This window comes from Sphingomonas sp. S6, assembly GCF_043498045.1.
GTDB lineage: Bacteria > Pseudomonadota > Alphaproteobacteria > Sphingomonadales > Sphingomonadaceae > Sphingomonas.
Genome location: NZ_JBIEOE010000001.1, coordinates 67,783 through 81,430, shown reverse-complemented (window position 1 = coordinate 81,430; position 13,648 = coordinate 67,783). Strand labels below are relative to the sequence as shown.

General features: G+C 66.9%; 10 protein-coding genes and 1 tRNA gene. 1 reads left to right on the top strand and 10 read right to left on the bottom strand.

The annotated features are described in order from the left end of the window. From gspG to ACGVWT_RS00360, 5 genes are all read right to left on the bottom strand, one after another. The gene (gspG, locus tag ACGVWT_RS00380; protein ID WP_043059797.1) at nt 1-441 is read right to left on the bottom strand and encodes a type II secretion system major pseudopilin GspG; all 441 of its coding nucleotides are present in this window, start codon (nt 439-441) and stop codon (nt 1-3) included. Nucleotides 442-449: 8 nt separating this feature from the next. Then, nucleotides 450-1,673 carry a type II secretion system inner membrane protein GspF gene (gene gspF / locus ACGVWT_RS00375; RefSeq protein ID WP_315462249.1) on the bottom strand — a complete coding sequence of 408 codons (1,224 nt, stop codon included), beginning with the start codon at nt 1,671-1,673 and terminating at the stop codon, nt 450-452. 129 nt (nt 1,674-1,802) lie between these two features. Next, a complete protein-coding gene (locus tag ACGVWT_RS00370) occupies nt 1,803-3,395 on the bottom strand; it encodes a GspE/PulE family protein (protein ID WP_315462250.1) in 1,593 nt (530 codons plus the stop codon). Between the two features lie 274 nt (nt 3,396-3,669). After that, nucleotides 3,670-5,877, bottom strand: coding sequence for a type II secretion system secretin GspD (gene gspD / locus ACGVWT_RS00365; protein WP_315462251.1), 2,208 nt, complete (start codon nt 5,875-5,877; stop codon nt 3,670-3,672). Beyond that, on the bottom strand, nt 5,874-6,716 hold the full coding sequence (locus tag ACGVWT_RS00360; RefSeq protein ID WP_315462252.1) for a type II secretion system protein N: 843 nt from the start codon (nt 6,714-6,716) through the stop codon (nt 5,874-5,876). The genes gspD and ACGVWT_RS00360 overlap by 4 nt, the downstream gene beginning before the upstream one ends. Nucleotides 6,717-6,850: 134 nt before the next feature. Between ACGVWT_RS00360 and ACGVWT_RS00355 the strand changes: the two genes are divergently transcribed. After that, entirely contained in the window at nt 6,851-7,507 is a 657-nt protein-coding gene (locus ACGVWT_RS00355; protein WP_315462253.1) for a 2OG-Fe(II) oxygenase, read from the top strand. Between the two features lie 160 nt (nt 7,508-7,667). Here ACGVWT_RS00355 and ACGVWT_RS00350 read toward each other — a convergent pair whose 3' ends face one another. The 5 genes from ACGVWT_RS00350 to ACGVWT_RS00330 all read right to left on the bottom strand — a co-directional run bounded on the left by ACGVWT_RS00350 (nt 7,668) and on the right by ACGVWT_RS00330 (nt 13,631). Beyond that, nucleotides 7,668-10,508 (bottom strand): TonB-dependent receptor domain-containing protein, encoded by a 2,841-nt coding sequence (locus tag ACGVWT_RS00350; protein ID WP_315462254.1) that lies wholly within the window; start codon nt 10,506-10,508, stop codon nt 7,668-7,670. 103 nt (nt 10,509-10,611) lie between these two features. Further along, a complete protein-coding gene (locus ACGVWT_RS00345; RefSeq protein ID WP_315462255.1) occupies nt 10,612-12,255 on the bottom strand; it encodes a hypothetical protein in 1,644 nt (547 codons plus the stop codon). 401 nt (nt 12,256-12,656) lie between these two features. Continuing rightward, a complete protein-coding gene (locus ACGVWT_RS00340; protein ID WP_116462295.1) occupies nt 12,657-12,992 on the bottom strand; it encodes a hypothetical protein in 336 nt (111 codons plus the stop codon). A 184-nt stretch (nt 12,993-13,176) separates the two neighbouring features. After that, nucleotides 13,177-13,251, bottom strand: a tRNA-Val gene (locus tag ACGVWT_RS00335). Nucleotides 13,252-13,358: 107 nt separating this feature from the next. Beyond that, nucleotides 13,359-13,631, bottom strand: coding sequence for an HU family DNA-binding protein (locus ACGVWT_RS00330; RefSeq protein WP_017979250.1), 273 nt, complete (start codon nt 13,629-13,631; stop codon nt 13,359-13,361). Between the last annotated feature and the right edge of the window lie 17 nt (nt 13,632-13,648).

The window sequence follows — 13,648 nt, the reverse complement described above, 5'->3', positions numbered from 1 at the left end:
TTATTGCCAGCTGGTGATGTCGGCGTTGGCGCCCTCGCCGCCTTCCTTGCCATCCGCACCCAGGCTCCAGACATCGGCCTCGCCATGCTGGCCGGGCGACGCGTACAGGTACGGCCGGCCCCAGGGATCGTTGGGCAGCTTCTTGATATAGCCGCCCTTCTGATATTCGGCGGCATTCACGCCGCTCGGCGCGGTGACGAGCGCCTGGAGGCCCTGCGACGTCGTCGGATAGCCGTTCATCTGCAGGCGATACATTTCCAGCGCGCCTTCGATCGTGCTGATGTCCGCCTTCGCCTTGGTGATCTTGCCCTTGTCGCCCGCGGGCAGGACATTGAACGTGACGATCGCGGCAAGCAGGCCGATGATGACGATCACGACCATCAGTTCGACGAGCGTGAAGCCCTCCTCCCGACGGTGACGCTTATGAGGCTGTTTACGCATGATGATCCTTACTGGCCTGCCAGTGTGTTGAGCTGGAGGATGGGGAGCAGGATGGATAGCACGATCGTCGCGACGATGCCGCCCATCAGCACGATGATCGCGGGTTCGAGCAGCGACAGCGCGGTCGCGGTGAAGCGGTCGAACTCACGCTCGAGGTAATCGGCGGCGCGCTCCAGCATCTCGTCGAGTCGCCCCGCCGCCTCGCCGCTCGCCGCGAGATAGGTGAGCAGCGGCGGGAAGACGTTCGCGCGCCGCATCGCCGCCGACAGGCTGCCGCCCGAACGGATCGCCTCGACGATCTCGTCCGACGCGACGCGCAGGCGGCGATTGTGGATCGTGCTCGCCGTCAGCGTCAGCCCCTCCAGCAACGGCAGCCGGCTCGCGACCATCGTCGACAGCGTCCGCGCCATGCGCGCGGCATGCAGGTCGCGCAGCAGGCGGCCGAGCAGCGGCAGGCGCAGCAGCCCCGTATCGAACGACAGCCGGATCGCGGGATCGCGCAAGGCATAGGCGCCACCGGCCCCGATCAGGCCGAGCACCAGCGCCAGCACCCACCAATAGCCCACCAGTATGTCGGACAGGGCGATGACGACGCGCGTCAGCAACGGCAGCTCCTGCCCCACGGTGTCGAACTGCTCGACGACCTGCGGCACCACGAACATCATCAGCGCGGTGACGACACCCAGCGCCACGACCGCCAGGATCGTGGGATAGGCGAGCGCGGTGATCAGCTTGCCGCGAATCTCTGCCTGCCGTTCGAGCAACGCTGCCAGCCGATCGAGGATGGTCGGCAGGCTGCCCGAACTCTCACCCGCCGCCACCATCGCCCGGTACAGCGGCGGGAAGCTCTTGGGCGCACGCGCCATCGAATCGGCGAGGCGACGCCCCTCGACCACGCCGGCATGGACCTGCGACACGATCCCGCGTACGCTCTCCTGCTCGGTCTGGCGCGTGATGGTGCGCAACGATTCCTCGAGCGGCGAGACGCGGTTCAGGGTCGCGAGCTGGCGCGTGAAGAGCGTCAGCTGCTTGTTGCTCATCTTCTTCTGCCCGAACCGGATGCCGAACAGCGGCCGGCTCTGCGCGACCGGCGGCGCGCCGGGATCGAGCCGCACGACGAACAGCTTGCGCCGATCGAGCTGCGCCCGCGCCGCGTCCGCATCCGCCGCCGCGACATGGCCGCGCTGCTCCTGCCCGCGCGTGTCGATGGCGAGATAATCGAAATCAGCCATAAATCCTCCCCGGCACGGGGAGGGGGACCAGCCGCAGGCTGGTGGAGGGGGTTTTCCACGCAGCGCGACGCGTGTGGAAGCCCCCCTCCGTCACCGCTTCGCGACGCCACCTCCCCGTGCCGGAGAGGATCATGGGGCTACCTCATCCACCACATCCGTCGCATCGCGCCGGCTCACGCGAATCGCCTCCTCGGGCGTGGTCAGCCCTCGCCGCACCAACGCCTCGGCCGCCTGTGCCAGCGTCGGGCTACGCGCAAAGGCATGCGCGGCGATCGCGGTCTCATCCGCGCCATCGTTGATGAAGCGGCGAATCGTGTCGTCGACGCGCACCGCCTCGAACACGCCGATCCGCCCCTTGAAGCCGCTGTGGTTGCACTCCGGGCATCCCACCGCCTCGTACACCGTCGCCTCTGGCTCGATCCCAAGCAGGCCCGCCACGCTGCTCCCCTGCACCGGCCGCCGGCACGTCGGGCACAACCGCCGCACCAGCCGCTGCGCGATCACCGCGCGCAGCGTTGAGGCGAGCAGGAAAGGCTCCACCTTCATGTCGCGCATGCGGGTGATCGCGCCGATCGCGTCGTTGGTGTGGACGGTCGACAGCACGAGATGCCCGGTCAGCGACGCCTGCACGGCGATCTCCGCGGTCTCGCGATCGCGGATTTCGCCGACCATCACCACGTCCGGATCCTGGCGCAGGATCGCGCGCAAGCCGGCCGCAAAGGTCAGCCCGACCTTCGGATTGACCTGCGTCTGCCCGACACCCTCGACGGCATATTCTACCGGGTCTTCAACCGTCAGGATGTTGCGGCTGCCGTCGTTGAGCAACCGCAGCGCACCGTACAGCGACGTCGTCTTGCCGGAGCCGGTCGGCCCGGTGACGAGGATGATACCATTCGGCTCCGCCAGGGCGCCGCGCAGCAACGCGTACATCCGCTCGTCCATGCCCAGCGCATCGAGGTCAATGCCCGCATTGTCCTTGTCGAGGATACGCAGCACGACGCGCTCGCCAGCGCGGCTGGGCAGCGTCGAGACGCGGACGTCGAGCAATTTGCCGCCCAAGGTCAGCCCCATGCGCCCATCCTGCGGCACGCGCCGCTCGGCGATGTCGAGGCGCGCCATTACCTTGACGCGGCTGACGACGACGGGGGCGACATGCGGCGGCATACGCAACGTCTCGCGCAGCACGCCGTCGATGCGCATGCGGACGATCAGGCCCGTCTCATACGGCTCGATGTGGATATCGCTGACGCCGTTGCGCGCGGCATCGGCGATGATGCCATTGATCAGACGGATCGCCGGCGCATCGTCGGCAGTGTCGAGCAGGTCCTCCGCCGTCGGCAGGCCTTCGGCGAGGCTGTCGAGTTCATCGCCCATACCGACGGCGGCGAGCGCATTTGCCTGCCCGTCCATGGCGTAGCTGTCGGACAGCAAGCGATCGAACGCGGGCGCCTCGACGATGACGACATCGAACGGCCGGGCAAGATACCGCCGCACCTCGAGCAGCGCGCGCGGGTCGGCGCCGGTGCGCAGCGCAACAGTCAGATGCGCGTCCGCCTCGGTATGCTGGAGGACGACGCCGAACCGCCTCGCAAACGCATAGGGGATGGCCAGCATTGGCAGCGGATCGAGCGGCAACGGCGGCGTCGGCTCGACGACGGGCGCGACTTGCGGGTCGGCCAGCGCGGCGGGCTCGTCGATTTCGGAGCCGGGGCGGATGATCATGCGGTGCGCTCCGCCTGCCCCACACACGCCGTCATTCCCGCGAAGGCGGGAATCCATAGTCGCAGGTTTCGCGATAGGGCCGCACCGCCAGCCAGTCTGGATTCCCGCCTGCGCGGGAATGACGGATGGGGAAGGCGCTTAGCCCACTCCTCCGTCATCCCGGCGCACGCCGGCATCCATGGACGCGCGACGCTCAGGACGCGCGTCACCGCCGGAGGCACCGCAACCGTGGATCCCGGCCTTCGCCGGGATGACGGAGAAGCGAAAAGCCGCCTCACCGATCCCTCGGCCGGATAACCCTGGTCGTATTGTGCTGCACCGGCACCGCGACGCGCGGGTCCTCGATATTCCCCGGCACCGGCGCGGACGGGATCGGCGGCGCAGCGCCCATGTAATCGCGCACCAGCTGGTCGATCGACGGTTCCTCGCCCGGCGCCTGCAACCCCTGTTGCAAACGCAGATAGCCGTAGCGCTGCTCGGCAACCCTCCGCGCATCCGCCGCCGATCGCAGGATCGTCGGCCGGATGAAGATCATCAGGTTCGTCTTGTTGCGCGATTTCGCCTTGGACTTGAACAGATTGCCCAGCACGGGGATGTCGCCGAGCAGCGGGATCTTCTCGATCGTCCGCCGCTCCTCGTCGCTCAGCAGCCCGCCCATCACCGCAATCTGCCCCTCGTCGACGGTCAATACCGTCTCGATCTCGCGCTTGTTGAGGATCAGGTCGCTATTGTCGTTCGACACCGGCCCGGCGATCGAGCTGACCTCAAGGCGCAGGTTGAGCTTCACCGTGCCGCTGGAATTAACCTGCGGCCGTGCGGTCAGCTCGATGCCGACATTCTCGCGCTGAGTCGTGCGGAAGGTGTTGTCGAAATTGTTCGACAGCGCCTGCCCCGTGGTGATCGGGATTTCCTGACCGACCAGGCTGTGCGCTTCCTGATTGTCCAGCGTGACGAGGTGCGGCACCTGCAACAGGTTCGACGTCGTGTCGCTCTTCACCGCGTTGATGATCGCGCCGAAGATGAAGTCGCCGACTTTGCCGCCGAACCCGCCGAAGCCGCCCGACGATCCGATGATCGAGCTGATCGCGCTCTGCGTCAGCTGATCCGACGCATTGTTGGTCGTCACCGTCGTCGTCACGCCGTTGGCGATCGTCGTCGTCGTGTTGCGCCCCAGTTCGCGCGCACCGATCGCGCCGGCGATCTGCAGGATATTGGGCGCGCTGTTCGAGAAGGTCGAAGCGGCGAACGCGCCACCCGACGGATTGGCGAGGATGAACTGCGCACCCAGGCGGTTGACCGTCGCGTCTGAGACTTCGGCGACGATCCCCTCGATCAGCACCTGCTCGCGCCGCGTATCGAGTTGACGCACGACATCGGACAGCTGGCGCTGGATGTCTGCGGGCGCGGCGATGACGATCGCATTGGCCCCCTGGAAGCGCGTGACGACCGCGGCGGTGCGGCCGCCTTGCGTGGTGATCGCCGGCTGGCCGGTGGCGCCACCGCCGCTGCTCTGCTGGACCGGGGCGCTGGCGGCCGGTGGGCGCTGCACTGCCGCCGCACTGCCGGTGTTGGTGCCGAACCCCGTCTGCGTGCGCGACAGCGGCGTTTCCTGCACCGCATCAGGCGCCTGCCCGACCAGCTGCTGGAGCACCGGCAGCAGCTGCGCCGCATCGGCATTCTCCAAGAACACGACGCGGATTTCGGTGCCGTTCTTTGCCTTTTGGTCGAGATCCTGCGCCACCGACACCAGCCGCGCGACGCTGGAGGGATCGCCGCGGATGATGACCGAATTGCTGCTGTCGACGGCCGTCACGCTGGTGCCGACGCCGCCCGGAACGCCCTGTCCGCCCTGCGCTCCGCCGGTGAGGCCCTGCAATGCCGCCGCGATCTCTTTGGCCGACGCGTTCTTTAGCGCGACGACCCGGGTCGAGGCATTGTCGCTGTCCACCCGGCGCAGCACTTCGCGGATGCGGCGGATGTTGTCGGCGAAGTCGACGATGACGAGGCTGTTCGACCCACGGTTGGCGCTGACCGATCCCTGCGCGCTGACCAGCGGGCGTACGGTATCGATCGCCTGCTGCGCATCGACCGATCGTAGCCGCACGATCTCGGTCACGAAGCTGTTACGCGCCGCGCCGCCCAGGCCGATGCGGCTCGGCTGGGACGCGGCATTGTCGATCGGCTGGATGCGGAACGCGCCATTGCCGGTGGGCACCGCGACCAGCCCGTTCGCCCGCAGCGTCGACAGGAACGTCTCGAAATATTCGGACTTCGACAGCGGCCGGTCGGTGACGACGGTCACCTTGCCGTTGACGCGCGAATCGATGATGAACGTGCGCCCGGTCACCCGCGCGGCATCGGCGATGAACGCGCGGATATCGGCGTCGCGCACGTTCAGCGTCGTCTGCGCCATGGCCTGGACCGGCAGGCCGAGCGCCGCGGCCGACAACATTAGCGCGGGGTAGAACGTCTTCATGGTCATTGCGGAGCGATCGTAAGGGCGAGCGCGAGCGTCTGCTGGCCGCGTTCGACGGTGATAGGAAGCGATCCGCCGCCGGCGAAATCGGTAGCGATGCGATCGAGGTCCTGTGGGCCGCTCACCGGCCGTCCGCCGATCGCGGTGACGACGTCGCCTTCACGCAGGCCCGCCGTGCGGAACAACGCACCCGACCCTTGCGGCCGAACGACCAAGCCGGAGATGCGACTGCCGTCGATGCGGGGGATGAAGCCGATCTCGTTGCGGATCTGGCTCGCCTTGATCGCCGGTGCGGCGTCCGCCGCAGGCGGCGCAAGTGGAACGCCGGCCGGCGCGGCGGGCATCGCGGCAGGCGCGCCCGCACCCGGTGCATCCGACTGGACCAGATACAGGTCCTCGGCCGTGCCGCCGCGGTCGATGGTGATATGATCGAACGACACCGACTTCAGGCGGACGCCGGGCAGGATTTCCTCGCCGACCGCGACGCTCTTCTGGATATTGTCCGGCCCCGCGACGATCGCCGAGCCCCGGCCCGACGCCTCGTCGACGCGGATACCGAACAGGTTGAGCTGCAGCGAGGTGACGGTGGCCTGAGCCGGCGCGCGCGTACCCAGACGAAAGAACGGATCGAAGCCCGCCAGCACGTCATACGGCCGCCCCGGCACCGCGACCTCCGCCGGTCGCCAGTCGCCCAGCGGCGCGATCGGCGTCACGATCGTCCAGAACAGCCGCGCCGACTGAATGGCGAGGCCGCCGATCAGCACCAGCTCGGCGAGCGAGTAGACGTTCACGACGGGCAGCCGGCGCAGGATGCGCCGCGTGCGCGCGTCGAATCTCAAGCGCATGATGTCGTCCCGTCCCGCGTACCTCGGCCTACGCATGCCATGTTACGCTTGTGCGTCAATGGGGTGCTATGCACCCCACCCTCTTTTCGGCGCCCCCTTTCCGGCATGTCATGGCGGGTGATATGACCCCCGCCATGACCGATATGACCCTGCTCGGCAATGGGCTGGAAGGCCAGGCGATCGCCCGCCGCATCCTGTCGCAGCCCGGCGTGCAGAAAGTGCCCAGCCCCAAGCTCGACCTGTTTCTGGTCCGTGAGTTCCTGGATGCCGATACCTGTGCGGCGTTGATCGAGCAGATCGACGCGGTCCGCCGCCCGTCGACGATCGCCGACCCGAATGGCGACGCGGCGTTCCGCACCAGCGAGACGGGTGACCTGTTCGCGGGCGATCCGCTGGTCCAGGCGGTCGAGGCGCGCTTCACCGCCTTCACCGGCCTTCACCCCGCGCACGGCGAACCGTTGCAGGGGCAACGCTATGCGGTGGGGCAGGAATTCAAGGGACATACCGACTATTTCGAACCCGATGGCGCGGACTATGACCGCTATTGCTCGGTCGCGGGCAACCGGACGTGGACGCTGATGGTCTATCTCAACACGCCGGACGCGGGCGGTGCCACCCGTTTCAAAGCGGTCGACAAGATCGTCCAGCCCGAAACCGGCAAGCTCGTCGCCTGGAACAACCGCCGCCCCGACGGGACGCTCAACCCTGCGACCCTGCATCAGGGGATGAAGGTACGCGCCGGCACGAAATACGTCATCACGAAATGGTATCGCGAGCGCGTGTGGGGGTAATCCCTTCCCCCGGCGCCTCCCCGTCACCCCGGACTTGTTCCGGGGTCCACCGGGCCGCCGGGGGACGGAAAGAGCCCCTAGCCTCCCCCCTCGCCGCGGAGTGGACCCCGGAACAAGTCCGGGGTGACGGGTGGAGATAGAAACGTCTCGCCCCCCCAAATTAGAACGTCGCGCTCACCCCCAGGCTGAACACGCGGCCCAAGTTGTACCGGTTGATGTACACCTCTTTCCCGCTCGCGAAGGTCTGACTCTCGTTATAGCGTGTGCGCGTGAGGTTGCGGGCCTCGGCCTTGATCTCGAATTCGCCGCCGAGCAGCTTGATGCCCTGTCGCGCGACGAGGTCCAGGCGGATGCCGGGATGCTCGACGATATCGGGCTGGAAGGTGTTGCCGCCGAGGTTCGACGGTCCGCGGTTCGTCACGCGATCGCTCGCATAGTTGAACAGCAAGGTGACCTGCGACAGCGAGTCCTTGTCCTCGATCCCGACCTGTACGTTGACCAGATGGTCCGACTGGCCGGTCAGCGGCGCGCCGTCGCGGAACAGCAGCCCCGCCGGCCCAAGCTTCGAGCCACAGCCCGCTAGGCCCGGCCCCGTCGAGCGGAAGTCGACCGCCGGATTGGGCACGCAGGTGCCGTCCGCGGTGATCTTCGACTTGGTGTACGTATAGTTGGCGATCAGCAAGGCGCGCCGCGTCGCGAAGAAATCGCTGCCGGCGAACAGGTCGCCGAGCGGGAAATACTTCTGCAGCTCGATTTCGCCGCCATAGAGCACGGCCTTGGGCAGATAGGTGAAGCCCGTCTGCAACCGGTCGTCGGCGCCGGTGTAGAAGCCGACCTGCTCGATCGGGCGATCGATCCGCTTGTAGAAACCCGCCAGCGTGAAGCGCTGGTCGCGCTTGAAGAACCATTCGTAGCGCGCTTCGAGGTTATACAGTTCGCTGTCGCGCAGCAACGGGTTGCCGAAGAACAGACGATCCGAATCGGGGTCGCGGAACTGCTGCGGTGCGAGTTCGCGGAACTGCGGACGCGAGATCGTCTTGGCGGCGCTCGCACGCAGCTGCATGTCGGCGGCGAAATTCCACGTCAGCGTCGATGCCGGCAGGAAATAATCGTTGCGCAGCCGCGTGCCGCCCGTCGTGACACCGAACGGCGTGACCCGCTCGTCGCCCTTTTCGTAGCGCACGCCGATCACCGCGCGCAGGCCGTCGAACGCCTCCGCCTCGGCCTGGACATAGCCCGCATGCACGTTGAGCTTCGCATCGTAGCGATAGGCGCCCGCCTGCGTGTTGAATTGCAGCTCGATCGTGCAGGCGCCGGTGCCATCGAGCGGACACGCATTATTGAGCACGTCGGGGCTGAGCAGATAATCCGGCCGCAGCAGGTTATAGGGATAGCCCGGCGCGGTGCCGCCGCCGCGCGACGTCTGATAGTTGAAGACGAGCCGTGACGACCGACGCTTGGTGTCCTGATAGAAATAGCCCGCCGACAGCGTGATCGGTCGCTCGGCATCGATCTTGTACGACGCGTCCGCCTGACCGGTCCACAGATCCTCGTTCAGATCGCTGAAGATGATCGAGGCGAAGGGCGTGAAGCGCTGCGTCACCTGATAGGCGCCGTTGCACTGGAAACCGCCGGCCTGTTGCATACCATCGCTGGTGATCGGATAGCCGTTGGTCGTCGTCGCCGAGCACAGATAGTCGAACTGCCGCTCGTAGGGCGCATTGCGCTTCGAATTGGCGTAGGCGCCGCGCGCGTCGACCTTCAGCGCGTCGCTGATCTTGAACTCGCCGACCAGCTGCGTCTCGATCAGCTGGCGTTCGAACCAGTTGGTGTTCTGCTGGAAGCGCAGGCCGCTCGCGTTGTTGTACAGCTCCGCCGCGGACCCGCGTGCCTGCTTCAACGTGTCGTGAATGTAGACGTTGGTCCAGCGCAGCGTATTCTCGCCGAACTCGAGGCCGAGGCCGATCAGCGCGTTGGCGACGATGCGATTGTCGGTCAGCAGCGTGCGGAAGTCGTTGCGCAGCGTGCCGTCCGCCGACACGCTGTCCTGCTGCACCGCCGATCGCGTGCGGAAGGTGTTGCTGGCGCTGAGCGACGCGATCACGCCGAGGCGCGACGACCCGATGTCATAGACCGACCCACCGCTGATCTCGCCCGACCAGTTCGCCGGTAGCTGGTTGTTGCGCTGGAGCAGCGTGGTCGAGGCGTTGGACAGCTGCGCGACCTGCGCCGCCGGAATGATGCCGCTGCCGGTCGGCGCATTGCGGATGAACGCGGGCACCTTGCGGGTGCCGTCGTCATAGCCGATCCAGTCCGCGCCACCGCCGTAATAGGTGTAGCCAAGCTCGCTGGTCGTCGAATCGTCGGCCGCGATCGATCCGCCCACCTGGACGAAGTTTTTGTCCGGAATCGCCTTGGTCGTCAGGTTGATGACGCCGCCGCCGAATTCGCCGGGATAGTTCACCGAATAGGTCTTCTGGACCAGCGCCGATCCGACGATCGTGGTCGGGAAGATGTCGAGCGGCACCGACCGGCGCAACGGCTCCGGCGAGGGCAGCGGCGATCCGTTGAGCAGCGACGACGAATAGCGATCGCCGAGCCCGCGAACGTAGACGAAGCCGCCGCCGACGACCGACAGGCCGGTGACGCGGGTCAGCGCGCCGGCGATGTCGCCCTCGCCCGTGCGGGCGATGTCAGCGGTCGACAGGACCGAGACGATCTGCGGCGTCGCGCGGACGACGTTGGGGATGTTGCGACCGACGACGACGATATCCGCGCCATCACCGTTCATCCCGGGCGCGGACACCTCGACGGGCGCCTCCTGCTGATCGGTCGAGGTCGGCGCCGCGCTCTGTGGGTCGGCCGCACCGCTCGGGCTCGCTGTCGCGGGCGTGGAAGTCTGTGCCGGGGCGCCGGCTCCGTTGGTCTGCGCCAGCGCGGCCGGCGCCACCAACGTGGTGGAAAGAAGAAGAAGGGTGGCGAAAGCGTGCCGCTGCGACATGACCGTCAATCCCGGACAGGAGGCTGTAGATACAGGTGTCCGGGGCGGCGTTGCCGCCACCCCGGAACCGATGCTGGCTGGGGACGGGTGCGTCCCCGCCGCATCAGCGGCCCTGGCAGGCGAAGTAGATCGAGTTGAACGTCGGCGGGCCGAAGTCCTGCAGGGTGTCGTCCTTCGGCCGGATCGTCGTGCGGCCGCCGCTGGTCTGTTCGCCGGCCACCAGGTTGATGCAGGCGACGTTGCTCACCGTCTTCACGATGCCGTTGACGTAGCGCATGTCCGACCCGCCACGCTGGCGGATCGCAGCCGGCGCCAGCGCGGTCTGGATGAAGGTGAAGTTGGCGTAGGTCGAGAAGGTGCGCGGCAGCAGATCCTCGGCATTGTTCGAGTCGATCTCGGTCGAGAAGCTGTCGACCGTCGCGCCGCCGACGCGCTGCGCCGCGATCATGAACTGCATGAAGCCGCGATAGCCGTTGTCGATGTCGAAGCCGTCGTCGTCCGCGCCGGTGATCGCGATATATTTGATGTTGGTGTTGCCGCCGAAGATCTCAATGCCGTCATCCGCCGAATTGTGGCTCTGGATGTGGTCGATGACCGTACCCGATCCGGTGCCGCCCAGCGTCAGGCCCTGCAGCTCGTTGCCGTCGCTGATCGCGATGCCCGAATAGCGGATCTGGACGTAGGACATCTGGCCCGACGAATCGGCCGCGGTCGGCCCGCCGTAGAAGCGGCCGGTAACGCCCTCGATCGCCTGCTGGCAGGTGGTCGAGCTGCCCGCCGCATTGTTCGGGCCGGTGCCGCTGGCGCACACCCCGGTCGGCGCGCGGCCGAGCAGGATGATGCCGCCCCAATGGCCCTGGCTGGTTTCCGATTCGCCCGTCGCGGAGGTCACGTTCTGCTGCGAGGTGAAGATGATCGGCGCGTCGCGCGTGCCGATCGCCACCAGCTTCGAACCGCGGTTGACCAGCAGCAGGTCGTTCGTCGCCTCATTGGCGTTGGAGAAGACGGTCACGCCCGCCTCGATCGTCAGCGTCGCGCCGGTGCCGCCGGTCGAGCCCAGATCGGTGCCGACCTCGGTCTGGCCGGTCAGGCGATAGGCGATGCCGGGGATGCGCGGCAGCGTCAGGCTGGTGGTGATCGCCTGCGGGATGTCGCACACCTTGAAGCCGCCGACGGTCGCCGCGGTCGCGGTGCCGCTGCCGCCGGTCGCGGTGGTCGTGCCCGTCGGGCAGGCGGTGCCGCTCGCCAGCGTACCGATCGCCGGGACCGCGGTGCAGCGCGCGCCCGACCCGCCGAACTCGGCGGCGGTCGAGTTGCAGGTCCAGCCCTGGAAGCTCGTGTCGCTCGGGCCGTTCAGGGCACCGACGTAGTTGGTGCTGGTGAAGAAGCTGTTGATCGACGACGGATCGGTCGCGGTGGTCAGCGAGGTCGACGAGACGGGGTAGACGCCGTTCATCTGCGCGCCGGTGCCGTTGATATTGTTGTTGCTGCCCGCATTCACGATCGCCAGCTGTTCGTCGGCGGTGATCGAGATGCCGTTCACCGTGGTGACGGCGGCGAACTGCGCCGCGGTGATCGCGCTGGGCGTCGGCGTGGGGGCGGTCGGCGTCGGCGTCGGGGCCGGCTGCACGATCGTCACGCTGCCAGCGCCGGGCGAGGCGACGTTGTCCGCGCCGCCGCAGCCGGCGAGCGCGAGGCAGGCGGCGGACGTCATGAGGAATTTGCCGTAGCGCGTGGTGGTCGCCATGATCGAAATGCTCCCGGTCGATATACGTTGTCGCGAGGTCGGGCTGCGTGCCCGCGATCGACCAAGGGTCCCCCGTTCGCCGATCCCTGGAGCGGCGGTTAGCCGCGTTGAATGACGCCATCGTGAGGATTTCGAGACGTTGCCGTTACGATATTACGACAGTGATGTGACACGCGAGGAAGGCAAGTCGTTGATTTTGCGACCGTCAGCCTTGCTCTAACCCGTTGCGGGCGCTGCCCCGCCCTCGTCACCGGTGGCTGGAAATGACATCGTAGACATTATGAGCCGGCAACTCAGGCACTCATATAACGTGTAGCCCCCTGTGCTGTGGCAGGCCCCAAACGAAAAAGGGCGCCTTCCCACGGGAAGACGCCCTCGAAACATCCGGCTTGGCGACGAGATTACTTCTCGCCGTTGTCCTTCACGCCGACTGCCGGCACCGAGATGGTTTCCTTCTCGGTCTTCACCTTGGGCACCTCGACCGTCTTTTCGGTGGTGCCGACGACGACTTCCTTCGAATCGAGGTCGACCTTCGGCAGCGAACCGCCCTTGGCGCTGACGTCGACCGACGGCAGCGAGCCATCCTTCGTCACCTTCGCGCTCCAGAAACCGGTCGCAAACAGCAGGCCGACGATCACGATCGCAACGACCGCGACGATCGCCAGCACACGGCCCGCACCGCCGCGACGCTCCACCACGACGCGCTGTCCGGTCCGATCGGTCGTATAGTCTACCATCACCACTCTCCCTGAAATGTGAAGGCGTTAAAGCGCGCCGGAAGACATTGTTCCCGAACCGCAACGACAAAATGACAGGGATATGACACAAACGGGCAATGCCACGTCTGGGCCGCGTCCGGTGGATCGGGCGCACGCAGCGCACCAAAAAGCCCGCCGGTCGATGCGACCTGGCGGGCTGATATGGTGGGCGCGACAGGGATTGAACCTGTGACCCCACCCGTGTGAAGGGTGTGCTCTACCGCTGAGCTACGCGCCCGAAACAGTTCGGAGGCGGGCCTTTAGGGGGCGGCGTGGCCCCCTGTCCAGTGCAAAATCCGCGCGTCGAAAAATTCTCGCCGGAATATTGCCGCCCGCCCGGTCAGATCAGTTGACCGAATCCTTCAGGCCCTTGCCGGCCTTGAACTTGGGCTGGCTCGACGCCTTGATCGTCATCGGCTCGCCGGTGCGCGGGTTGCGGCCCGTCGACGCCTTGCGCTTCGACACCGAGAAGGTGCCGAACCCGACCAGGCGCACTTCGTCGCCCTTTTTGAGGCTTGCGGAGATCGCGTCGAACACCGCTTCGACGGCCTTGACCGCATCGCCCTTGGCGAGGCCCGACATGTCCGCGACAGTCGCGATCAATTCCTGCTTGTTCATCGAGTTACTGCCCCCTT

Coding starts and splice junctions, on each gene's coding strand:
- gspG (WP_043059797.1), bottom strand. CDS start 441: ATGCGTAAACAGCCTCATAAGCGTCACCGTCGGGAGGAGGGCTTCACG.
- gspF (WP_315462249.1), bottom strand. CDS start 1,673: ATGGCTGATTTCGATTATCTCGCCATCGACACGCGCGGGCAGGAGCAG.
- ACGVWT_RS00370 (WP_315462250.1), bottom strand. CDS start 3,395: ATGATCATCCGCCCCGGCTCCGAAATCGACGAGCCCGCCGCGCTGGCC.
- gspD (WP_315462251.1), bottom strand. CDS start 5,877: ATGACCATGAAGACGTTCTACCCCGCGCTAATGTTGTCGGCCGCGGCG.
- ACGVWT_RS00360 (WP_315462252.1), bottom strand. CDS start 6,716: ATGCGCTTGAGATTCGACGCGCGCACGCGGCGCATCCTGCGCCGGCTG.
- ACGVWT_RS00355 (WP_315462253.1), top strand. CDS start 6,851: ATGACCGATATGACCCTGCTCGGCAATGGGCTGGAAGGCCAGGCGATC.
- ACGVWT_RS00350 (WP_315462254.1), bottom strand. CDS start 10,508: ATGTCGCAGCGGCACGCTTTCGCCACCCTTCTTCTTCTTTCCACCACG.
- ACGVWT_RS00345 (WP_315462255.1), bottom strand. CDS start 12,255: ATGGCGACCACCACGCGCTACGGCAAATTCCTCATGACGTCCGCCGCC.
- ACGVWT_RS00340 (WP_116462295.1), bottom strand. CDS start 12,992: ATGGTAGACTATACGACCGATCGGACCGGACAGCGCGTCGTGGTGGAG.
- ACGVWT_RS00330 (WP_017979250.1), bottom strand. CDS start 13,631: ATGAACAAGCAGGAATTGATCGCGACTGTCGCGGACATGTCGGGCCTC.